This is a genomic window from Hydrogenophaga intermedia (genome assembly GCF_023715105.1).
Lineage (GTDB): Bacteria > Pseudomonadota > Gammaproteobacteria > Burkholderiales > Burkholderiaceae_C > Hydrogenophaga > Hydrogenophaga intermedia_A.
Genome location: NZ_JAMBNO010000012.1, coordinates 139,911 through 161,465, shown reverse-complemented (window position 1 = coordinate 161,465; position 21,555 = coordinate 139,911). Strand labels below are relative to the sequence as shown.

Here is a 21,555-nt window from a genome sequence, read left to right as displayed (position 1 = left end):
TGACGCCTCGAGCGACGAGTCCTCAACGATGCCCCACGCCCGGATCAATGAGCTGCCCCTTGAGCAGATACAGCGGCGCCCGGTGGTACAGCTTGATGTCGTGGAACGGGTCGGTGAGGATCTTGGTAGCCCACACCAGGCCGGTCTGGATGTCCTGCAGGAAGAACAGGTGAATGGTGCGGAACAGCAAGCCGCCGATGCCCAGCCCCAGCCACAGCGTGCCCACGTGGCGGATGTAGCCCACGTTGTCGTGGTGCGGCTCGAACAGGCCCAGCACCGTCGGGTCGATCCACACCAGCGCCGGTGCCAACGCCCACAGGCTCATCAGCACCACCTTGCGTTGCAGGTTGTAGCCCACCTTGATCTCTTCCTTGTATTCGTGCGTGGCCTGGTTCACGTGGTCGTAACCCTTGGGCTCGAAGAAGAAGTGGCCAGCCTGGCGCGAGGTCATCGACACCAGCCAGGCGATCAGCGCGGCCACCACCGGATCGAACCACAGCATCACGTAAGCCACCACGAAGCTCACCGCACTCAGCAGGTGCAGCGACTGGTTGATCCGGCTGTGGTGGTAGTAGCGGTGGTCGTCCCAGCGTTGGGTCTGCAGGGCATTGAAGAAGTCTTTCAAGGCGGGTACTCCGTCGTCAGGGTGGCGGGAGGAAGGCGAATGCGGCGGATCGTCGTGCGGGCCTGTGAAAGCGTGGTGACAACGCGCCAACGTCACCGCAACGGCACAGGTTCGTCATCGCCGCGTCGTGCTGTCACGAAGCTGTTGCGAAGCGCGCCGAGCATGCCGGTATGAGCAGTGCCGACACCGATCCCATCCTGGTCGAGGAATTTCTGGCGGCGCGGCCATCGCTGCGGCTGTCGGTCGTCACCGAGACCTGGCCGCCCGAGATCAATGGCGTGGCCCTCACGCTCTCGCGCCTGGTGCAAGGCCTGTGCGCGCGCAACCACCAGGTGCAACTCATCCGGCCGCGCCAGGCGCGCACCGAGGAAGCGCGCAGCGACCCGGGCTTCGAGGAGTTGCTCATGCGCGGCATGCCGATACCGCGTTACCCGGAGCTCAAGCTCGGCCTGCCGGGCAAGGGCGCACTGGTGCGCGCGTGGACGCTGCACCGGCCCGACCTGGTGCACATCGCCACCGAAGGGCCGCTGGGCTGGTCGGCGCTGCAGGCCGCGCGGCGTCTGCGCTTGCCCGTGACGTCGGACTTTCGCACCAACTTCCATGCCTACAGCCAGCACTACGGTGTGGGCTGGTTGAAGACGCCCATCGCGGCCTACCTGCGCAAGTTTCACAACCTCACGCGCTGCACCATGGTGCCCACGCAGGCACTGCGCGCCGAGCTGCAGGCCATCGGATTCCAGAACGTCCAAGTGGTGGCCCGCGGCGTGGACACACAGCTGTTCAGCCCCGCGCGGCGCAGCGCCGCCTTGCGGTCCAGCTGGGGCGCCACCGATGACACGCTGGTCATCGTGGTCGTGGGCAGGTTGGCGCCCGAGAAGAACCCTGACGTGACGCTGCGCGCCTACGAGGCGATGCGTGCCGGCGGCACTGCCGTGCGCCTGGTGTTCGTTGGCGATGGCCCGCAGCGCGCGGCGCTGCAACAGCGCTGCCCCGATGCGGTGTTCGCCGGCATGCGCCGCGGCGAGGATCTGGCCGCGCATTTCGCAAGCGCCGACCTGTTCGCCTTCGCCAGCCTCACCGAAACCTTCGGCAACGTCACCATCGAGGCGCTGGCCAGCGGCTTGCCGGTGCTGGCGTTCGACACCGCCGCTGCGGGCGACTGGGTGCGCCACGGCCACAACGGCTGGCTGCTTCCGGTGGACGATGCCGACGGTTTCGTGCAGCAGGCCGCGCTGCTCGCGCGTGAGCCTGCGCTGGTGCGCAGCGCCGCCGCACGCGCACGCAGCCAGGTGGCGCAGCTTGACTGGCAGCAGATCGCGCAGCAGGTGGAAGACATCTTCCTGCGCACCAGCGGGTGGCAAGGCGGTGGTGCGGACGTTCTACGGCATTCGCTGGTGACCTGAGCGCTGGCCCGCGCCGCCTGCGAGACACCGCGGATCCGGCACTGCCGGTCCGCGGGTGTCATCCCCGGCAACGGGGAAGCGCCGAAGGCGCTGCGGGGGTCAGCCCCCGATCACGCCGCCGTCGGTGCGGCGCACCACCACCACCGCCGAGCGCGGGCGGATGCCGGCCGTGGGCCAGGTGGAAAAGGCGGTCGGGTCGCGTGCGATGTCGTTGTCGCCATAGCCCGCGGGACGCCGCGGGTGGCTGCTCATCTCGCCCGGGTGCTGGATGTTGACGAACATGGTGCGACGGTCCGGCGTCCAGGTGATGCCGGTGACTTCACAGCCCGACGGGCCAACGAGGAAGCGGCGCACTTCCTTGGTCGTCGGGTCGGCAGCCAGCATCTGGTTGTTGCCGTTGCCCGTGAAGTTGCCGCTGTTGCTGAAGTTGCCGTCGGTCTGGATCCACAGCCGGCCGAAGCTGTCGAAGGCCAGGCCGTCCGGGCTGTTGAACAGGTTGTCGGCGTTGATGTTGCTGCTGGGCGCGTTGGGCAGGCCTGCGTTCGAAGGCTGCCCCGCGAGCAGGAAGATGTCCCAGTCGAAGGTGAGCGCGGTGGCGTCCCCGCCGGTTTCGTTCCAGCGCACGATGTGGCCCCACGAGTTGACGGCGCGCGGGTTGGCCTCGTCCACCGGTGGCCGCGCCGCGCCTGCGGCGGTGGTGCCGTCGGCCGCGTTGCTCGACGCGGTCGTCGTGCCGCGACGGCTGTTGTTCGTGCAGGTGATCATCACCTCACCCGGTTTGGTGGGGTTGGCGCTGACCCACTCCGGGCGGTCCATCATGGTGGCGCCCACGCGGTCGGCTGCCTGGCGCGTGCGGATGGCGATGTCGGCCTGGCTGGTCCACCCGTTGCCGGCGTCCAGACCGTTCTGGCCGAACACCAGCGGAATCCAGACGCCCGTCCCCATGCGGTCGCCGGCAGTGGTGCCGGCGTCGAAGCGTGCGACGTAGAGGGTGCCGTCGGCGAGCAGGTCGCGGTTGGCGGCGCTGGTGGGGTTGCTGGCGTCGAAGGTGCCGTTGGAGACGAACTTGTAGATGTACTCGTTCACCTCGTCGCAGCCCATGTACACCACGACCTTGCCGTTGGGCGCCACCACGAGTTCGGCGTTCTCGTGCTTGAAGCGGCCCAGTGCGGTGCGCTTGACGGGCTGGCTGGTGGGGGCGAACGGGTCGATCTCGACGATGTAGCCGAAGCGGTTGGGCTCGTTGCGGTTGACCGACATGTCGAAGCGCGGGTCCACCGTGTGCCACAGGTAGCCGAAGCCGCCCGTGGTCAGGCCGTAGCGCGCCTCGAGCGTGTTGCGCGTGAAGCCGGCGTCGGTGGAGCCGAAGTAGCCGTTGAAGTTCTCTTCGCAGGTGAGGAAGGTGCCCCAGGGCGTGCGGCCGTTGCCGCAGTTGTTGAGCATGCCCAGCACCGTGGTGCCGGCGGGGTCATCGGTGGTCTGCACCAGCGCATGGCCACGCGCCGGGCCCTGGATGTCCATCGGCGTGTTGCCGTGGATGCGGCGGTTGTAGGGCGAACCCGCCACCAGCGACCACTCACCCGCAGCGTTGCGGCGCACGTGCGCCACGCTCGCGCCGTGACCGGCCTGGCCCTTCTTCGCCTTCTCGAGCGTGAAGGGCAGCAGCCATTCGGCGGGGTCGGTATCGGGCTGGTAGAAGTACTCGGGGTTGATGTACTCGTGGTTGAACACCAGCAGGCCTTCATCGCTGCGATCGCCGAACCCGTTGCCCCCGGCGTTGAAGCCGAAGAACGCCATGCCGTCGTGGTTGTCGCCGACCTGCAGTTCCTGGTCGGCCGCGGTGTTGGAAGCATCGGCCGCGAAGGCGGGCGCGCCGGCCAGCAGCGGTGTGCCCCACGGCAGGAAGGCCGTGGCCACGTAACCCGTCGGTACCACCACGGTATCGCCGCTGCTGGTCGGCACGGCCTCGAAGCCCAGCATCTGCTCACCCGGTGCGGCCGGCGTGGTGGGCGCAGGGTCGTCGCCACCGCCGCCGCAGGCGGCCAGGCCACCGAGGAAGGGAATGGCCGCCGCGCCCAGGCCGGCCTTGAGCAGCGTGCGGCGGCTGGGCATGCGCGCGATGGCGCGGTCGACCAGCTCGGTCAGGTGGGGGTTGCGGGAGGGGTTCGAGACGCCGTCGTCGTCTCGCAAGGTGTCGGACATGCTTGTGTGCTCCAGAGGTGGTTTGTGGGAAACCCGGAGCGAAGCGTGATGGACGGTTGTTTAACGGTGATGGAAGGTTTGTGACGGTTTCGGATGGCGCAACGTTCGTGCGCTCGCGCAGCGGGCGATCAGGTCTGCTCGTCGGCAGTTGGTGCTTCGGCGTCTGGCAGCACGTCATCGAAGCGGAAGCTGTCGCGGAAGGTGAACCAGAGCGAGGTGTGGAACATCGAGGCCATGAACAGCACGATCGGGTAGAGCACCACCTGCATGGCCTGCGGACCGCCGAGCAGTGAGCCCAGCGCACCGAGTGCGACGCCCACGACGATGAACACGCACACCCAGCCCAGGGTGAAGACCAGCAGCGCACCCTTGTTGCCCCAGCAGGCCACGAGGCTGAAGAACAGGCTCTTGGCCGGCTTGACGCCGTGCCAGAACACCAGCGGCGGTGCGTGCCAGAAGGCCATCATCACCGGCAGGTAGAGCAGCATGGCGATCCACACGCCGGGGCGGTTCATGGCGGCGCTCATGGCCTCGGCGCTCACCTCGGTGCCGTCGGGCACGGGTGCGGGGATGTCGCCCATGAACAGGCTGGAGACGGTGATCACCAGCAGCAGGCTCACCGCATACAGACCGCCCAGCACCAGCATGGCCTGGCGGCGCGCCGGACCACCGCGAAAGGCCGTCACCAGCACCGACGGCATGGGAAAGCGCCCCTGGTCGGCTTCGCGTGTGGCGGCCATGAGGCCCAGCGTGGCAGCCGGTACCAGGGCTATGGCCACGGCCGTGCCCACCATCGGCAGCATGGACAGCAGCGATACCACCACCATGAACATGAAGAACAGGCCCGACATGGCCAGTGGCTGGCGCCAGAAGGTGCGCACGCCCGCCTTGACCCAGAGCCAACCGGTGGTGGCGGGATTGACGTGCAGCCTCATGCCAGCTCCGCTTCGACACGCGCGTGCGCGCTGCAATGCGGCAGCCGCGCGCGCAGCACGCGCTCGAAGTGCGCCGGATCGTGTGCCTGCAGCAATGCGGCCTCGCGCGGCAGGTGCAGGTCCCACAGGCGCGAGAGCCAGAAGCGCAGCGCGCCGGCGCGCAGCATCGCGGGCAAAAGCGCACGCTCGGCGGCGGCGAGGGGGCGCACGGCCTCGTAGGCGCCGAGCAGCGCACGCTGCAGTTCGTCCACCGGTTGACCATCGCGTTCGCCGCCGTGCACCACGCACCAGTCGTTCAGGCACACGGCGAGGTCGAACAGCCAGGTGTCGACACCGGCGAAGTAGAAGTCGAACACGCCGGTGAGCTCGCTGCCCTCGAACATCACGTTGTCGCGGAACAGGTCGGCGTGGATCGGGCCACGCGGCAGAGCCTGGTACGCACTGCCGGCGGCGATGTGGTTCTGGTAGGCCAGTTCGGCCTGCAGCAGCGCGGCCTGTGCGGGCGTGAGGAAGGGCAGTACCACGGGCACGGTCTCGTTCCACCACGGCAGGCCACGCAGGTTGGGTTGGCGGCGTTCGAACTCGCGCCCCACGAGGTGCAGGCGCGCGAGCATCGCGCCCACCGCCTCGCAGTGCGCCAGACCCGGGGCCAGCTCGCTGCGCCCGCGCAGTTTGTCCACCACGGCAGCGGGTTTGCCCTGCACGGTGTGCAGGATCTCGCCTTTCGCGTCGGCTGCGGGCTCGGGCACCGGCACGCCATGCGTGGCCAGGTGCTTCATGAGGTGCAGGTAGAACGGCAGTTGCTCGAAACCCAGGCGCTCGAACACCGTGAGCACGTGTTCCACGGTGGCACCGTCGCGCTCGCTGGTGACGAAATAGTTGGTGTTTTCGATACCACCCTGGATGCCGCGCAGCTCGGTGAGGGTGCCCAGGTTCAGGCGTTCGAGCAGGGCGGCGGCTTCGGCGAAGGGCACCTCGGTGTAGACGGCCATGAAGGATGAGGGTCCGTGTGCGGGGTCAGAAGTCGAGGACACGCCAACTGCTGCGACCGGCGTTGCCCGCGGGCCGGCCGGCGGACGCGCCCGGCGTCTGGCCTGGCGCCAGCGGCTGGATCTGGTAGGCCGGCGCGCCGTTTTTCGGCTGCACCTGGATGGACTGCGTCTGGCCGTCCACCCGCACTTCGTCGACGCGGGTGAGCGCGTCTTCGGTGGTGATGCGTTCAATGCGATCGCCCGGGCCGCGCTGCAGCGGCACGGTCTCCGGCGGGGGCGTCTGGGCGGCAGCGCCCGTGACCGCCAGCATGGCGAGCAGGGTCAGCAAGGGCGAGGGAAGGCGGCACATGGCCCGATTGTAGGCAGCGCCCCCGGACCCGGCGCCGCCACGGGGCCTTCCCTCACAATTGGCGGCATGACCCAGGACCCCGCCCGCACCCTGCTGCTGATCGACGGATCGAGCTACCTCTACCGCGCCTATCACGCCATGCCCGACCTGCGGGCCGTGCCCGGCGACCCCACCAGCCCGGCCACCGGCGCCATCCGCGGCATGATCAACATGATCCAGAGCCTCAAGAAGGAGGTTCCGGCGCTGTACGCGGCCTGCGTGTTCGACGCCTCGGGCCCGACCTTCCGCGACGCGATCTACGCCGACTACAAGGCGCACCGCAGCCCCATGCCCGACGACCTGCGCGCGCAGATTCCGCCGATCCACGAGGTGGTGCGCCTGATGGGCCTGCCGGTGCTCGACGTGCCAGGTGTCGAGGCCGACGACGTGATCGGCACGCTTGCGCGCACCGCGGCCGAACAAGGCATCGACGTCATCATCAGCAGCGGCGACAAGGACCTCGCGCAGCTCGTCAACGAGCACATCGCCATCATCGACACCATGAGCGGCAAGCGCCGCGACCTCGCGGGCGTGCAGGCCGAGTTCGGCGTGCCCGCGCACCTGATGGTGGACTACCAGACCCTGGTGGGCGACGCGGTGGACAACGTGCCCGGCGTGGAAAAGGTGGGCCCCAAGACGGCCGCCAAGTGGCTCATGGAATATGGCTCGCTCGATGCGCTGGTGGCGCGCGCGGGCGAGATCAAAGGCGTGGCGGGCGAGAACCTGCGCAAGGCGCTGGAGTGGCTGCCCACCGGGCGCCAACTGCTCACCATCAAGACCGATTGCGATCTGAACGGCTTCGTGCCCGGCCTGCCCGCGCTGGACGCGGTGAAGATGGGCGAGCCCGACCACGACGCGCTGCACGCTTTCTACGAGCAGTACGGCTTCAAGTCGCTCGCGGCGCGCGCGGCTGCGGGCAAGGAAGCGCCGGTGACCGGTGGTTCCACCGCCGTGCCGCCGGGCGTGACCGAGGGGCTGTTCGACGATGCGCCGGCGCCAGCTGCGCCGCGCAACGAACTGAAGTACGACACCATCCTGACCTGGGACGCTTTCGACACCTGGCTCGCGCGCATCGACGCTGCCGAACTCACCGCGATCGACACCGAAACCACTTCGCTCGACGAGATGGTGGCCCAGATCGTGGGCATCTCCTTCAGCGTGACGCCGGGCGAGGCGGCCTACATCCCGCTGCGCCACGCCGGCCCGGACGCGCCAACCCAGTTGCCGTTCGACGAGGTGCTCGCGAAGCTCAAGCCCTGGCTGGAAGACGCGACAAAGGCCAAGCTCGGCCAGCACATCAAGTACGACCGCCACGTGTTCGCCAACCACGGCATCGAGGTGCAGGGCTACGCGCACGACACCATGCTGCAGAGCTACGTGCTCGAGGTGCACAAGCCGCACAGCCTGGAGAGCCTGGCCGAGCGCCACACCGGGCGCAAGGGCATCAGCTACGAGGACCTGTGCGGCAAGGGTGCGCACCAGATCCCGTTCGCGCAGGTGGATGTGGCCAAGGCCGCCGAGTATTCGTGCGAGGACAGCGACCAGACGCTGGACGTGCACCGCGTGCTGTGGCCGCGGCTGCAGGCCGATGACAAGTTGCGCTTCATCTACGAACTCGAAATGCAGAGCAGCGAGACGCTCTACCGCATCGAGCGCAACGGCGTGCTGATCGACGGCCCCACGCTGGCCGCGCAAAGCCACGAACTCGGCCAGCGCATCGTGGCGCTGGAGCAGGAGGCCTATGCCATCGCGGGCCAGCCTTTCAACCTGGGCAGTCCCAAGCAGCTCGGGGAAATCTTCTTCGACAAGCTCGGCCTGCCCGTCATCAAGAAGACTGCCACCGGCGCGCGCAGCACCGATGAAGAAGTGCTGGAAAAACTCGCCGAGGACTACCCGCTACCGGCGAAGATCCTCGAGCACCGCAGCCTCTCGAAGCTCAAGGGCACCTACACCGACAAGCTCGCGCAGATGGCGCTGCCGCGCACCGGCCGCGTGCACACGCACTACGCGCAGGCCGTGGCTGTGACGGGCCGCCTCTCCAGCAACGACCCGAACCTGCAGAACATCCCCATCCGCACACCCGAGGGCCGGCGCGTGCGCGAGGCCTTCGTGGCCCCCGCGGGCCACGTGATCGCCAGCGCCGACTACTCGCAGATCGAGCTGCGCATCATGGCCCACATCAGCGAGGACGCGGCCCTGCTGCGCGCCTTCCACGAAGGGCAGGACGTGCACCGCGCCACCGCGGCCGAGGTGTTCGGCGTCGAGGTGGCGCAGGTCAGCAGCGAGCAGCGGCGCTACGCCAAGGTCATCAACTTCGGCCTCATCTACGGCATGAGCGCCTTTGGCCTTGCCAAGGCGCTGGGCATCGACAACACGGCGGCGAAGAACTACATCCAGCGTTACTTCGAGCGCTTCGAGGGCGTGAAGCGCTACATGGACGACACGCGCCAGAGCGCCAAGAGCAAGGGCTATGTGGAGACGGTGTTCGGCCGCCGCCTGTACCTGCCCGAGATCAACAGCCCCAACGGCCCGCGCCGCGGCGGTGCCGAGCGCGCCGCCATCAACGCGCCCATGCAGGGCACGGCGGCTGACCTCATCAAACTCAGCATGGTGGCGGTGCAGAAGGCGCTCGACACGCAGCGCAAGGCCACGAAGATGATCATGCAGGTGCACGACGAACTGGTGTTCGAGGTGCCCGAGGACGAGGTGGACTGGGTGCGCGCCGAGGTGCCGCGCCTGATGGCTGGCGTGGCCGAGCTCAAGGTGCCGCTGCTGGCCGAGATCGGCGTCGGCCCGAACTGGGACAAGGCACATTGAGCATGTGGAACCGGCGCGCGTTGTTGTCGGCCGGACTGGCCGTGGCCGGCCTGCCCGCCTGGGCGCAGACCGGGGACAAGTGGGGCGCGCAGCGCGGCTACCCCGAGAGCCGCGCGAGCTTCGAGCGCGCCACCGAGTTCCGCGTCGGCAACTACTCGGGTGGGCACGAACGCACCATCCGTCACAACAGAATCCGCGCCAGCGCGCAGGCCGCGCCCTGGCGCGAAGCACCGATGGCGGGCTTCCGGTACCGCTGGGGCCTGTTGCGCAAGACACCCGAGGAATACATGGCGCAGTGGCCGGTGACCGGGTTGCTGATCGCGCGCGACGGCGACATCCTGTTCGAGCGTTACGGCTTCGCGCGCACGCCCGACATGCGGCTCACGAGCTGGTCCATGGCCAAGAGCGTGAGTGCGCTGTTGCTGGGCATCTGCATCGACCGTGGCCTCATCGCCTCGTTCGACGACCCGGCCGCGGCCTACGTCCCCGAGCTGCGGGGCACGCTGCACGGTGAGGCCAGCCTGCGCCAGCTCGCCAACATGACCAGCGGCGCCGAGGTGGTGCACGAGCGCGACAACGCGAGCATCTACCCCGGCGCGCTGTTGGGCAACGACCCCGACATCGCGCGCACCGTGAGCGGCTGGAACCAACGGCGCGAAGCCGCAGGCGCGCGCTTCAACTACAACGAACTCTGCGCGTTGGCGCTGGGCATGGTGATCCGCCGCGTCACGGGCACCAGCCTGTCCGCGTTCGCCGAGCAGGCCCTGTGGCGCCCCATGGGCGCCGAGGGCGATGCCACTTGGCTCACCGACGCGCGCGGCGCGGAGTTCAACAGCATCGGCTTCGCAGCCCGGCTGCGAGACTGGGCGCGCCTGGCCCGTGTGGTGGCGCAGCGCGGCCGCGGCCCCGATGGTCAGCCGATCGTGAGCGGGGCCTGGATCGACGAGATCAGCCGCTGGGGCGAACGCGACGCGGCGGTGCGCTATGGCTGGCCGCGCCCGGCGATCGGCTACAAAGCGCTGTTCTGGCATTCCAAGGCCGACGGCTCCCGCCCCGCGATGCACGGCCACCATGGCCAGCGCGTGGTGATCGACCTGCCCACGCGCACCGTGCTCGTGCACACCGCGGTGGACCATGAGGGCCTGTGGGCGACAGAACTCATGGAGATGTTCGACGCCGTGACGCGCGTCTAGTGCCATGGAGTGCCGTGGGGTGCCGGGTGGCGCCCGGTCTCGCCGTATGGCGGAACCTTCTGCCGCCCTCGGCGGTCCCTTTCCTTCCCCGATCAACAACAGGAGACAACCATGCTTGAACACGATCTGGTCCGCGACGCCGAAGCCCTGCTGCCCGGCAGCAGCACCGCGGCGGGCGCCACCCGCCGCACCGCCCTCAAGGCCGCGCTGGGCGTGGGCTACGCCGCCGCCGCCGCGCCGCTGATGGCGCAGACCGCGATCAAGACCCCCGCCGACGGCCTGACCGTGGGCGAGGTCATGATCGATGTCAACGGCTTCTCGATGCCCGCCTATCGCGCCGCGCCGGCAGGTAGGACCGGTCTGCCCGTGGTGCTGGTGCTGTCCGAGGTCTTCGGCGTGCACGAGTACATCGCCGACACCGCGCGCCGTTTCGCGAAGGCCGGCTACCTGGCGATCGCGCCCGAGCTGTTCGTGCGCCAGGGCGACGCCATGAGCTACGGCGAGATCGCCAAGCTGATTGCCGAGGTGGTGAGCAAGGTGCCCGATGCGCAGGTGATGGGCGATCTGGACGCCACCGTGAAGTGGGCCGCCGCCAACGGCGGCGATGCGCGCAAGATCGGTGTCACCGGTTTTTGCTGGGGCGGGCGCCAGACCTGGCTGTACGCGGCACACAACCCCGCGGTCAAAGCCGGCGTGGCCTGGTACGGTCGACTGGTGGGCGATAGCACCCCGCTCACGCCGAAGCATCCGGTGGACATCGCGGGCCAGCTCAAGGGACCGGTGCTGGGCCTGTACGGGGGCGCGGACACCGGAATCCCTGTTGACACGGTTGCTAAGATGCAGAATGCCTTGGCGAGCGGCAGTACCGCCGCCAGGAAATCGACCTTCGTGTTGTACCGGGACGCGCCCCACGCCTTCCATGCCGACTACCGGCCGACGTTCCGCAAGGAGCCTGCCGAGGACGGCTGGAAGCAGGCCCTGGCCTGGTTCAAGAAGCACGGCGTGGCCTGAGCGCGGTCTCGGTCCGCCGGCAACCGATCAACGAAGGGCCGCTGGATCAGCGGCCCTTTTTTCGTGGTGAATCTCATGACCTTGTTGGCCATCCTCCTGGGCACCGTTGCCGCCGGCGTGGGCAGCGTCTGGATTGCGGCCCTGCTGGGGTTCGCGATGCTGGCGCGCTACACCCAGCACATGCTCAGTCTGGCCGCCGGCGCCCTCATGGCCACCGCCTTCATGCACCTGCTGCCCGAAGCGTTCGAGAGCGCGGCCGGCGCGCACGAGCTGTTTGCGCTGCTGCTGGCCGGCCTTGTGTTCTTCTTCCTGCTCGACAAGGCCGAGCTCTGGCACCATGGGCACGAGCACGGTCACGGCCCGGAACACGCGCATGAGGATCATGGTCACGCCCACCAAGGCCACGACCACGCTCACCACCACCACCACCACCACGGTGGACCTCGCTCTGGCGGCTGGACGGTGCTGCTGGGCGACAGCGTGCACGCCTTCGGCGACGGCATCCTGATTGCCTCGGCGTTCATGGCCGACATGCGGCTGGGCGTGGTGGCGGCGCTGGCCGTGCTGGCGCACGAGGTGCCGCACCACATGGGCGATCTCGTGGTGCTGCGCCACACCTCGGGCACGCAGCGCGCGGCGCTGGTCAAGGTGTCGCTGGCCGGCACGGTCACCGCGCTCGGGGGTCTGGTGGGCTATTTCCTGCTGGTGCAACTGGAGGACTGGCTGCCGTACTTCCTGGTGGCGGCCTCCAGCAGCTTCGTCTATGTGGCGCTGGCCGACCTGATACCGCAGTTGCAGAAGCGGCTCAGCCTGCGCGAGACGGTGGCGCAGGTGGCCTGGCTGGGGGCGGGCATTGCCCTGGTGAGCGTCGTCAGCGGGCTGGCGCACAGCCACTGAACGCCGCGTGTCCCTCGCCGCGGCGAGGGCTGGTTCACGCCACCGGTGGCGCGCCGAAGCTGAAGCGGATGGTGGCGCCCACGCCGGGCTCACCCTCGGCGCTGACTCGACCGCCATGGCGATCGATGATGCGGCGCACCGTGGCCAGACCGATGCCCGTGCCCTCGAACTCGTTGGCCCGGTGCAAGCGTTTGAAGGGCTTGAACAGCTGGTCCACGTAGGCCATGTCGAATCCCGTGCCGTTGTCGCGCAGATGGAAGTGCGGCACGCCGTCGTCGTCGATGTGGTCCAGACCCCAGACGATCTCGGCCACGTCGCGTTGCCGCGTGTACTTGAGCGCGTTGCCGAACAGGTTCTCGAGCACGATGCGCGCGAGGTCCGGGTCTGCGTGGACGATCAGGTCGGGCTGCAGCCGTGCGCGTACCTTGTGGCCGGGGTGTCGTGCCAGCTCTTGTTCCAGCACGCTTTGCGCCAGCGCGCTCAGGTCTACCTCGGTGCGTTGCAGCGTTCCCTGGCTCACGCGCGCCAGCGCCAGCAAGTCGTTGATGATGCTGCCCATGCGCTGGGAAGACGACAACACGCGCTCGATCAGCAGGCGGGCGTCGTCGTCGCCCAGGGTGTCCAGTTGCTCCTTGAGCAGTTGCGCGAAGCCGTCGATGGCGCGCAGCGGCGATTTCAGGTCGTGCGAGACCGAATAGGCGAAGGCGTCGAGTTCGGCGTTGAGCTTTTGCAGTTCGGCGGTGCGCTCGCGCACGCGCTGCTCCAGCGTCTCGTTGAGCCGCACGATCTCGCGCTCGCGGCGCAGGCGCACCAGCTCGGCTTGTGCACGCGCCGCGAAGATCGACAGCAGCGCCTGCGTATCGGGCTTGACCGCCAGAGGCTCGCGCCACATCGCCATCAGCAGGCCGATGGGCTGGCCGTCGGCGTCGCGAAGCGCCTGTCCCAGGTAGGACTCGAAGCCTTGTGCACGCAACTGCGGTGCGTCCGGGTAGTGCTCGGCCAGGCCCACCGGACAGGTCATCAAGCCGTTGCTTCTCAGGGTGTCGGCGCAAGGCGTGCCGGCGACACTGAATCCGAAGTTGCGGCCCAGGCGCCCGTCGCGCCAGACGGCCAGCGTGTCCAGCTTGTCGCCCGCGCGCACCTCGGCCACCGTCACCATCCCGGCATTGATGGCGCTGCTCAGGTGTCGTGCGAGGGCACTGAAGAAGGCCTCACCCGTCTCGGCCGCGACCCCTTTGGCGACCTCGAGCAGCAGTGCCTCGCGGCGCTTCTCCTCGGTCACGTTCATGGTGCTGGCCAGGATGCAGGGCTCGCCGTCGATGTCGATCAGTTCGGCCCAGATGCGCGCGTCGATCAGCGAGCCATCCTTGTGGCGCATGCGCGTGTCATAGCGGTTGACCACGCCATCGCGCTGTAGCTGTGCCACGAAGCGCTGGCGCTCCTCGGCCGTGAGCCAGGCTCCCACCTCCATCGACGTGCGCCCCTTGAGCTCCTCCGGCTTCATGCCCTGCGCGCGGTCTTCGGCGCGGTTGACTTCAAGGAAAGTGCCGTCGGACAGGCGCGAGATGGTGAGGTTCAGCGGTGCGAAATTGAAGGCGGTGGAAAAACGCGCCTCCGAACGCTGCAGCCGCTCCAGCAGGACCTCGCGCTGGGTCACGTCGGTGATGGCGGAGATGACGAGCAGGTCCTCGTCGTCGCTGCCCGTCTCGCTGGAAATGAGTGCCTCGAACGTGCTGCCATCGGCGCGGCGCCCGCGGCAGCGGTGTTGCTGGATGCTGCGCTCGCGAACAAGGCGCTCGACATAGCGCTCACGCTCCAGCGGGTCGGCCCACAGGAAGGTATCTTCGCGCCCGAGCACCTGGTTGCGGCTGTAGCCGTAGCAGCGCTCGAACGCGGGATTGACATCCAGGATGGCGCCGTTGCGCGCCGACTGCGCGAGCATCGGGCTCGGGCTGGAGCGGAAGATGCGCGCAAAGCGCGACAGGCTGCGGTCGCGTTCCTGCTCGCTCTGGCGGCGCCGTTCGAGCTCGTCGCGCAGGCGCAGCACGGCGCGCTGATTCAGCGCACGGCTGTGCATCACCATCAGCCCGACGCCGGCCAGTGCCACGGCCTGCGTGAACCACACGCGCAGGCCGACGCTGAAGTCGGGCGCAGCCCCCAGGCCACCGCGGCTTTCGATGGCAATGAGCACAGCCAGCAGGCACAGGGTGCCCAGCAGCACACCCACCATGGCGCGCCGGCCGAGGAAGATGCCCGCACCGACCACTGCGCCCACGAACAGGAAATTCACCGCGGTACGCACCGAACCGTAGGCCAGAACGGAAACCGTGGCGGCGCCCAGCACACCCAGCACCACCAGCGCGGCCACCGCTTCCGGCGCCAGGCGGCGCTGGCGCAGACCCCACCAGCACCCCCAGGCCAGGGCCGCCATCAGCGCGGCAATGCCCGCTTCGCTCTGGTCGGGCGGGGCGAGAACGATGTCCAGCGCCATCACCAGCGCTGCCGCCACGCCCACGCCTTGGCACAGCCACAGCAGGGTCTGGCGAAGATCGGCGGCGTCGGGGCTGTCGACGCGCACCGGGCGGTTCACCGGCCTGGCCGTTGTCGGCTCGTCAGCGCCCTCACGCACCCGGTCACCCCCTTGCACGTGGCGTGCCCTTCGTGTTGCACCAGGCGCTCCAGCTGCCCGGGTACAGCGCGGTGGTGCCCAGGCCGGCAATCTGCATCGCCAGCAGGTTGGGGACGGCGCTCACACCGCTGCCGCACTGGTGCACCACGCCGGCCGGGTCGCGCCCGCCCAGCAGGCGCTCGAATTCGGCGCGCAATTGCGCGGCCGGCTTGAAGCGACCATCGGCCTGCAGGTTCTCGCCGAAGGGACGGTTGAGAGCGCCGGGCACGTGGCCGGCCACCGGGTCGAGGGGTTCGACCTCGCCGCGAAAGCGTGCCGCGGCGCGGGCGTCGATCACGGTGGTGTCGGCACGGCCCAGGCGCTGCATCAGGGTGTTGGTGTCCAGGGCAGGCGCGAGGCTCTCGCTTGCCGTGAAGTCGCCCGGAGCCGGAACGGCGGCTGCGCCGGTTTCCACCGCGCCGCCGGCGGCCTTCCAGGCCGCGAGGCCGCCGTCGAGCACGGCCACGGCCTCGTGTCCGCACCAGCGCAGCATCCACCACAGGCGCCCACAGTAGTTGGCGCCCTGGCGGTCGAGCACCACGACCTGCGCGCCGCGTGACAAGCCCAGTTCGGCCATGCGTCGCGCAAACGCTTCCCGCGGCGGCAGCGGGTGGCGACCTTCACTGGCGGGACGATCGTGCGCACTGAGGTCGCGGTCCAGATCGACGTGCAGCGAGCCAGCGATGTGCTCGGCCTCGAACTGCGCGCACCCGGCGGCGGGGTTCATGAGGTCGAAGCTGCAATCGAGCACCAGCACCGGCGAGCCGGCATCGCGAAGCGCCTGCAGTTCGTGGGGCTGGATGAGGGTGGTGAACGGGTTGGCCGGTGTCATGCGCATGAATTGTGCGACCGTTCGAGTTCGCCCATGGCCTGAACCCCTGTCAAATCGCACAGTCGGGCCGATTGCGTGGGCAATCGGCGTCTTTCAGGACTCGGCGGCCGGGGCGCGCGGCACGCGCTTGGTACGCAGCACCGTGGCCGCGATGCCGCTCACCACGATGAGTGCCATGCCGATCCAGCCGATCAGGGGCAGGTGGTCACCAAACAGCGTGATGCTGAACAACGCCGCGAACACGATGCCCGAGTACTGCAGGTTGGCCACCACCATGGTGGCGCCCTGGGCGTACGCGCGCGTCATGCACAGCTGCCCGAACACCGCGAGCAGGCCGATGGGCAACAGCCACAGCGCGCTGGGCCAGCGCAGCGGGCTGGCACCCGCGAACAGCATGCCGCCCAGGCCGGCCACCAGGGCACCGAGCGAGAAGTAGAAGACCGTGCGCGATTCGGGTTCGCCCGCCTTCGACAGCGCGGCCACTTGCAGGTAAGCCAGGGCAGCGAACAGGCCCGAGAGCAGGCCGACCAGTCCGCCGAGTGCCTGCGCTTCGTTGAAGCTGGGTCGCAACAGCATGGCCACCCCCGCGAAGCCGGCGATCACGGTGAGAAAGAGCGGTGCCTGCTCGCGGATCGGTGCGTCGCGCCCCTGCACCAGCACCGCGCCGCCGAGCAGGAAGGTGGCTATCCACACGCTGCTCATGTAGTTGAGCGTCATGGCTGTGGCCAGCGGCAGCACCGCGATGGCGTAGAACCAGGCGGTGAGCGAGATGGTGCCGACCACGCTGCGCCACAGGTGCATCATGGGCACGCGCGTGGCGAGCGAGACACCCTGCCAGCGCGTGAGGCCCCACACGAACACCATGCCCACCAGGCCGCGGTAGGCCACGATCTCGAAGGGGTTGAAGTGGGCTGATGCGAGCTTGATGCACACGCCCATGCTCGCGAAGAAGAAGGATGCGAGCAGCATCCAGAGTGCCTGCATCGTTCAGGCCCTCTTCGTCGGGAGCAACGGCGTTGCGCGGACGCGGTGGATGATGGCTCCGATCAGCCCGCGAAGGCCGCGCCCATCTTGCGCCGGTACCACTCGTGGAAGTGCTGCATGCCGTCTTCCATCGGGCTCTGGTACGGGCCGACCTCGTTGTCGCCGCGAGCGAGCAGGGCCTTGCGGCCCGCGTCCATGCGCTCGGCGATCTCGTCGTCCTCGACGCAGGTTTCCATGTAGGCCGCGCGCTGCGCCTCCACGAACTCGCGCTCGAAGGCGGCGATTTCTTCGGGGTAGAAGAAGGCCACCATGTTCAGCGTCTTGTCCACACTGATGGGGTGCAGCGTCGAGACGGTGAGCACGTGCGGGTACCACTCGACCATGATGTGCGGGTAGTAGGTGAGCCAGATGGCACCGTGCGAGGGCAGCTCGCCGCCGCGGTAGCGCATCAGCGCCTCATGCCAACGCTGGTAGGTCGGGCTGCCTGCTTTCTGCAACAGGTTCTGCGCGCCCACGGTCTGCACCGAATACTCGGGTTTGAACTCCCAGCGCAGGTCTTCGCACGTGACGAAGTTGCCCAGGCCCGGGTGGAACGGTCCGACGTGGTAGTCCTCGAGGTAGACCTCGATGAAGGTCTTCCAGTTGTAGTTGCACTCGTGCAGCTCGACGTGGTCGAGCACCATGCCCTCGAAGCTGAGCTGCGACGCCGGGCCCATGCCGGCCAGATCGGCCGCGATGTCGACGCCGTTGTCCTCGAACAGCAGGCCGTTCCACTCCCGCAGCCGGTAGTTGTTGAGGTTCAGGCAGGGGTCCTGCTCGAAGTGCGGCGCGCCCAGCAGCTGACCGGCCTTGCCCCCGCCCTGGGGCGTGTTGGCACCGCTGTAAGTCCAGCGGTGCAGGGGGCAAACGATGTTGCCGCCGGCATGCCCGGGCTTTTGTTCGCCCAGGTTACCTTTGCCCCTGAGCATCACCGCCTGCCGGTGGCGGCAGACGTTGGAGATGAGCTCGATGCCCGAGGGCGTGCGCACCAGCGCACGACCTTCGCCCTCCTGAGGCAGGGTGGAATAGTCGCCGACGTTCGGCACCGAGAGAGCGTGCCCCACATAGCGGGGCCCGCGCTGGAAGATCGTCTCCAGCTCGCGCTGGAACAGCGCCTGGTCGAAGTAACTCGACACCGGGAATTGGCTTTTGGCCTGCTGCAGTTGAAGACTCAAATCAGACATGGCGTCCTGGACCTGAAGACTCCCCCTATGAAGGGGCAGGGAAGCGCTGTGCTCGTCAGACGAATTCGCGCGGGAAGGGTGAAGTGGTGCGTCCCTCCGGGCTCAAGGAGCCCGTCGTTTCGGAAAAAAAGAGCCGGGATTGTACCCCCGGGGGAAAGAGGGGCAGGCCGTCCGTCAGAGGGGCCTCGCTAGAATGAACGGTCTTTCCCCCCACCCCTCCGGGGTGTCCGTTCGTTCAGGCCATGCCCCCATCGAATTCCCGCACTTCCACGCCGGCGCCGGCGGCACCGGTGGCAGAAAGCTACGAGGCCGCTCTGCAGGAACTCGAACAACTGGTCGGTCAGCTCGATGCCGGCCAGCTCCCGCTCGATCAACTGCTGGCACGCTATCAGCGCGGCGCCGAGCTGCTGGCCTTTTGCCGCGAGCGCTTGCAGGCGGTGGAGCAGCAGATCCAGGTCTTCGAGGCGGGGCAGACCCGCCCCTGGGAGGCGCCATGAACGCCGTGATTCCCGACACGTTTGCGGCCTGGCGCGCCGCACGCCAGGCTGAGGTGGAGCAGGCGCTGTCGCGCTTCGTGCGCGCCGACGCGCCCGCCGGCCTGGGCGAGGCCATGCGCTACGCGGTGCTCGATGGCGGCAAACGCCTGCGCCCGCTGCTGGTGCTGGCCACGTGCGAAGCCGTGGGCGGACGGGCCGATGCCGCCCTGCGCGCGGCCTGTGCGGTCGAGCTGATTCACGCCTACTCGCTCGTGCACGACGACATGCCCTGCATGGACAACGATGTGCTGCGGCGAGGCAAGCCCACCGTGCACGTGCGCTTCGGCGAGGCCCAGGCCCTGCTGGCCGGCGATGCGCTGCAGGCCCTGGCGTTCGAACTGCTGGTGCCGGGCGACGCCACGCTGCCCGATGCCATGAGCGCGCGGCTGTGCCGCTTGCTTGCGCTCGCGGCCGGGGCCGACGGCATGGCAGGCGGCCAGGCCGTGGACCTGGCCAGTGTGGGCATCGCGCTGGATCGACCAGCCCTCGAAGCCATGCACCGGCGCAAGACCGGCGCCCTGCTGCAGGCCAGCGTCACCATGGGCGCGGCCACCGCGTCGCCTGCGCCCGCGGTACAGGCCGCGCTGGCCGATTACGGCGCCCACCTGGGCCTGGCGTTCCAGGTGGTGGACGACATCCTCGACGTGACCGCCGATTCGGCCACGCTGGGCAAGACCGCCGGTAAGGACGCCGCCGCCGACAAACCCACCTTCGTGTCCCTGATGGGGTTGGCCGAGGCGCAGGCCTATGCCGACGCCGTTCTCGCGCAGGCCCACGCCGCACTGGAGCGCAGCGGCCTGCCCCACACCGCCACCTTGCACGCCCTGGCCGACTGGGTGGGCCAGCGCCGCTCCTGAGCAGGAGAAAACAAGATGAACCCGATCCAGGAACCGCAACCCGGCGTGCCCGCCAACGCCTTGCTGCAGACCGTCAATGCACCGGCTGATCTGCGCAAACTCACGCGCGCGCAGTTGCGGCCGCTGGCCGACGAATTGCGTGACTACCTGCTGCACAGCGTGGCACGCACCGGTGGTCACCTGAGCTCCAACCTGGGAACGGTTGAGCTCACCATCGCGCTGCACTACGTGTTCAACACCCCCGAGGACCGGCTGGTGTGGGACGTTGGCCACCAGACCTACCCGCACAAGATCCTCACCGGTCGTCGCGAGCGCATGCACACCTTGCGCCAGCTCGACGGCCTCAGCGGCTTCCCGCGTCGCAGCGAGAGCGAGTACGACACCTTCGGCACCGCGCATTCTTCAACCAGCATCTCGGCCGCGCTGGGCATGGCCATGGCCGCCAGGGCCAAGGGGGAAGGGCGGCGTGCCGTGGCCATCATCGGCGACGGCGCCATGACGGCCGGCATGGCCTTCGAGGCACTGAACAACGCCGGCGTGGCCGATGGCCGACTGCTCGTGGTGCTCAACGACAACGACATGTCGATCTCGCCGCCGGTGGGGGCGCTCAACCGCTACCTCGCGCAACTCATGAGCGGGCGTTTCTATTCGGCTGCCAAGCACATGGGCAAGCAGGTGCTCAAGGGCGCGCCGCCGCTGTTCGAGCTGGCCAAGCGGCTGGAAGAGCAGGCCAAGGGCATGGTGGTGCCTGCCACGCTGTTCGAGAAATTCGGCTTCAACTACATCGGGCCCATCGATGGGCACGACCTCGACTCGCTCATCCCCACGCTGGAGAACATCCGCCAGCTGCTCGACGACAACGACGGTCCGCAGTTCCTGCACGTCGTGACGAAGAAGGGGCAGGGCTACAAGCTCGCGGAAGCCGACCCCATTGCGTACCACGGCCCGGGCAAGTTCGACCCGGCCGTGGGCCTGACCAAGCCCGCCACGCCACCCAAGCCCACCTTCACGCAGGTGTTCGGCCAGTGGTTGTGCGACATGGCGGCCGCCGACCCGCGCCTGGTCGGCATCACGCCAGCCATGCGCGAGGGCTCGGGCATGGTGGAGTTCGAGCGCCGCTTTCCGGGCCGCTATTTCGACGTCGGCATCGCCGAGCAGCACGCCGTCACCTTCGCGGCCGGGCTGGCCTGCGAGGGCATGAAGCCGGTGGTGGCCATCTACTCCACGTTCCTGCAGCGCGCCTACGACCAGCTCATCCACGACGTGGCGTTGCAGAACCTGCCAGTGGTCTTCGCGCTGGATCGCGCGGGCCTGGTGGGTGCCGACGGTGCCACGCACGCCGGAGCCTACGACATCGCCTACCTGCGCTGCATTCCCAACGTGTCGGTGGCCTGCCCCGCTGACGAAGCCGAATGCCGCCAGCTGCTATCCACCGCGTTCGCGCAGGAGCACCCGGTGGCTGTGCGTTACCCGCGCGGTGCCGGCGTGGGTGCGGCGCAGCCCGAGGGACTCGACGGCCTGCCGTTCGGCAAGGGCGAGCTGCGCCGCAAGGGCCGCGGGGTGGCCATTCTGGCCTTCGGCACCTTGCTCTACCCGGCACTTGCCGCGGGCGAGAAGCTCGGCGCCAGCGTGGCCAACATGCGCTGGGCCAAGCCACTCGATCTGGACCTGCTGCGCGAGATCGCCCGCACACACGATGCCATCGTCACGGTGGAAGAGGGCTGTGTCATGGGCGGTGCGGGCAGTGCCGTGATGGAGGCCCTGCAGATCGAGGGCCTGAGCCTGCCTGTGATGACGCTGGGCCTGCCGGATGCATTCATCGAGCACGGCGATCCGGCCAGGCTGCTGTCGCTGCAGGGCCTCGATGCGGCCGGCATCGAGCGCTCGGTGCGCGAACGCTTCGGCACGCTGCTGGACGGCTCGTCGGGCCTCAAGATCGTGGCGTGATCAGCCCGCGCACCGGTGTGGTGCGTGCCGGCCGTGAGCCTGACG

At 68.7% G+C, this 21,555-nt stretch carries 17 protein-coding genes; 8 read left to right on the top strand and 9 right to left on the bottom strand.

From position 1 onward, the window contains the following. Positions 1 to 22: 22 nt before the first annotated feature. The gene (locus tag M3149_RS13160; RefSeq protein WP_251709994.1) at positions 23 to 625 is read right to left on the bottom strand and encodes a hypothetical protein; all 603 of its coding nucleotides are present in this window, start codon (positions 623 to 625) and stop codon (positions 23 to 25) included. A 170-nt stretch (positions 626 to 795) separates the two neighbouring features. On the opposite strand from M3149_RS13160, the gene M3149_RS13155 reads away from it, so the two are divergent. Next, the gene (locus M3149_RS13155; RefSeq protein ID WP_251709993.1) at positions 796 to 2,028 is read left to right on the top strand and encodes a glycosyltransferase family 4 protein; all 1,233 of its coding nucleotides are present in this window, start codon (positions 796 to 798) and stop codon (positions 2,026 to 2,028) included. A gap of 99 nt (positions 2,029 to 2,127) precedes the next feature. Here the strand turns inward: M3149_RS13155 and M3149_RS13150 are convergent, their stop codons facing one another. The 4 genes from M3149_RS13150 to M3149_RS13135 all read right to left on the bottom strand — a co-directional run bounded on the left by M3149_RS13150 (position 2,128) and on the right by M3149_RS13135 (position 6,506). Continuing rightward, on the bottom strand, positions 2,128 to 4,230 hold the full coding sequence (locus M3149_RS13150) for a PhoX family protein (RefSeq protein ID WP_251709992.1): 2,103 nt from the start codon (positions 4,228 to 4,230) through the stop codon (positions 2,128 to 2,130). A 128-nt stretch (positions 4,231 to 4,358) separates the two neighbouring features. Further along, positions 4,359 to 5,165, bottom strand: a complete 807-nt coding sequence (locus M3149_RS13145; RefSeq protein WP_251709991.1) for a BPSS1780 family membrane protein — start codon at positions 5,163 to 5,165, stop codon at positions 4,359 to 4,361. Next, positions 5,162 to 6,157, bottom strand: coding sequence for a homoserine kinase (locus tag M3149_RS13140; protein ID WP_251709990.1), 996 nt, complete (start codon positions 6,155 to 6,157; stop codon positions 5,162 to 5,164). Before M3149_RS13140 ends, M3149_RS13145 begins: the two co-directional genes overlap by 4 nt. Before the next feature lie 25 nt (positions 6,158 to 6,182). After that, positions 6,183 to 6,506 carry a hypothetical protein gene (locus M3149_RS13135; RefSeq protein WP_251709989.1) on the bottom strand — a complete coding sequence of 108 codons (324 nt, stop codon included), beginning with the start codon at positions 6,504 to 6,506 and terminating at the stop codon, positions 6,183 to 6,185. 66 nt (positions 6,507 to 6,572) lie between these two features. On the opposite strand from M3149_RS13135, the gene polA reads away from it, so the two are divergent. The 4 genes from polA (at position 6,573) to M3149_RS13115 (ending at position 12,463) form a co-directional block, all read left to right on the top strand. Next, on the top strand, positions 6,573 to 9,362 hold the full coding sequence (gene polA, locus M3149_RS13130) for a DNA polymerase I (RefSeq protein WP_251709988.1): 2,790 nt from the start codon (positions 6,573 to 6,575) through the stop codon (positions 9,360 to 9,362). A gap of 2 nt (positions 9,363 to 9,364) precedes the next feature. Next, positions 9,365 to 10,555, top strand: coding sequence for a serine hydrolase domain-containing protein (locus tag M3149_RS13125; RefSeq protein WP_251709987.1), 1,191 nt, complete (start codon positions 9,365 to 9,367; stop codon positions 10,553 to 10,555). Between the two features lie 111 nt (positions 10,556 to 10,666). Next, the gene (locus M3149_RS13120; protein WP_251709986.1) at positions 10,667 to 11,566 is read left to right on the top strand and encodes a dienelactone hydrolase family protein; all 900 of its coding nucleotides are present in this window, start codon (positions 10,667 to 10,669) and stop codon (positions 11,564 to 11,566) included. A gap of 75 nt (positions 11,567 to 11,641) precedes the next feature. Then, positions 11,642 to 12,463: a ZIP family metal transporter gene (locus M3149_RS13115; protein ID WP_251709985.1), complete on the top strand. Its 822-nt coding sequence runs from the start codon at positions 11,642 to 11,644 to the stop codon at positions 12,461 to 12,463. 34 nt (positions 12,464 to 12,497) lie between these two features. Here M3149_RS13115 and M3149_RS13110 read toward each other — a convergent pair whose 3' ends face one another. The 4 genes from M3149_RS13110 to M3149_RS13095 all read right to left on the bottom strand — a co-directional run bounded on the left by M3149_RS13110 (position 12,498) and on the right by M3149_RS13095 (position 18,170). After that, a complete protein-coding gene (locus tag M3149_RS13110; RefSeq protein WP_251709984.1) occupies positions 12,498 to 15,110 on the bottom strand; it encodes a PAS domain-containing sensor histidine kinase in 2,613 nt (870 codons plus the stop codon). Continuing rightward, positions 15,097 to 15,963, bottom strand: coding sequence for a sulfurtransferase (locus M3149_RS13105; RefSeq protein ID WP_251709983.1), 867 nt, complete (start codon positions 15,961 to 15,963; stop codon positions 15,097 to 15,099). Before M3149_RS13105 ends, M3149_RS13110 begins: the two co-directional genes overlap by 14 nt. Positions 15,964 to 16,056: 93 nt before the next feature. After that, entirely contained in the window at positions 16,057 to 16,947 is an 891-nt protein-coding gene (locus M3149_RS13100) for a DMT family transporter (protein WP_251709982.1), read from the bottom strand. Positions 16,948 to 17,009: 62 nt separating this feature from the next. After that, positions 17,010 to 18,170 (bottom strand): aromatic ring-hydroxylating oxygenase subunit alpha, encoded by a 1,161-nt coding sequence (locus tag M3149_RS13095; RefSeq protein WP_251709981.1) that lies wholly within the window; start codon positions 18,168 to 18,170, stop codon positions 17,010 to 17,012. A 242-nt stretch (positions 18,171 to 18,412) separates the two neighbouring features. Between M3149_RS13095 and xseB the strand changes: the two genes are divergently transcribed. Genes xseB through dxs form a run of 3 tightly spaced genes read left to right on the top strand, consistent with a single transcriptional unit; the run spans position 18,413 to position 21,510 of the window. After that, the gene (gene xseB / locus M3149_RS13090) at positions 18,413 to 18,667 is read left to right on the top strand and encodes an exodeoxyribonuclease VII small subunit (protein WP_251709980.1); all 255 of its coding nucleotides are present in this window, start codon (positions 18,413 to 18,415) and stop codon (positions 18,665 to 18,667) included. Then, positions 18,664 to 19,563 carry a polyprenyl synthetase family protein gene (locus M3149_RS13085; RefSeq protein ID WP_251709979.1) on the top strand — a complete coding sequence of 300 codons (900 nt, stop codon included), beginning with the start codon at positions 18,664 to 18,666 and terminating at the stop codon, positions 19,561 to 19,563. The genes xseB and M3149_RS13085 overlap by 4 nt, the downstream gene beginning before the upstream one ends. Positions 19,564 to 19,578: 15 nt before the next feature. Beyond that, positions 19,579 to 21,510 (top strand): 1-deoxy-D-xylulose-5-phosphate synthase, encoded by a 1,932-nt coding sequence (gene dxs, locus M3149_RS13080; RefSeq protein ID WP_285887071.1) that lies wholly within the window; start codon positions 19,579 to 19,581, stop codon positions 21,508 to 21,510. Positions 21,511 to 21,555: the final 45 nt, after the last annotated feature.

Excerpts from the sequence above, each read along its gene's own strand:
- M3149_RS13155 (WP_251709993.1), top strand. The coding sequence starts at position 796 with ATGAGCAGTGCCGACACCGATCCCATCCTGGTCGAGGAATTTCTGGCG.
- M3149_RS13150 (WP_251709992.1), bottom strand. The coding sequence starts at position 4,230 with ATGTCCGACACCTTGCGAGACGACGACGGCGTCTCGAACCCCTCCCGC.
- M3149_RS13145 (WP_251709991.1), bottom strand. The coding sequence starts at position 5,165 with ATGAGGCTGCACGTCAATCCCGCCACCACCGGTTGGCTCTGGGTCAAG.
- M3149_RS13140 (WP_251709990.1), bottom strand. The coding sequence starts at position 6,157 with ATGGCCGTCTACACCGAGGTGCCCTTCGCCGAAGCCGCCGCCCTGCTC.
- M3149_RS13135 (WP_251709989.1), bottom strand. The coding sequence starts at position 6,506 with ATGTGCCGCCTTCCCTCGCCCTTGCTGACCCTGCTCGCCATGCTGGCG.
- polA (WP_251709988.1), top strand. The coding sequence starts at position 6,573 with ATGACCCAGGACCCCGCCCGCACCCTGCTGCTGATCGACGGATCGAGC.
- M3149_RS13125 (WP_251709987.1), top strand. The coding sequence starts at position 9,365 with ATGTGGAACCGGCGCGCGTTGTTGTCGGCCGGACTGGCCGTGGCCGGC.
- M3149_RS13120 (WP_251709986.1), top strand. The coding sequence starts at position 10,667 with ATGCTTGAACACGATCTGGTCCGCGACGCCGAAGCCCTGCTGCCCGGC.
- M3149_RS13115 (WP_251709985.1), top strand. The coding sequence starts at position 11,642 with ATGACCTTGTTGGCCATCCTCCTGGGCACCGTTGCCGCCGGCGTGGGC.
- M3149_RS13105 (WP_251709983.1), bottom strand. The coding sequence starts at position 15,963 with ATGACACCGGCCAACCCGTTCACCACCCTCATCCAGCCCCACGAACTG.
- M3149_RS13100 (WP_251709982.1), bottom strand. The coding sequence starts at position 16,947 with ATGCAGGCACTCTGGATGCTGCTCGCATCCTTCTTCTTCGCGAGCATG.
- M3149_RS13095 (WP_251709981.1), bottom strand. The coding sequence starts at position 18,170 with ATGTCTGATTTGAGTCTTCAACTGCAGCAGGCCAAAAGCCAATTCCCG.
- xseB (WP_251709980.1), top strand. The coding sequence starts at position 18,413 with ATGCCCCCATCGAATTCCCGCACTTCCACGCCGGCGCCGGCGGCACCG.
- M3149_RS13085 (WP_251709979.1), top strand. The coding sequence starts at position 18,664 with ATGAACGCCGTGATTCCCGACACGTTTGCGGCCTGGCGCGCCGCACGC.
- dxs (WP_285887071.1), top strand. The coding sequence starts at position 19,579 with ATGAACCCGATCCAGGAACCGCAACCCGGCGTGCCCGCCAACGCCTTG.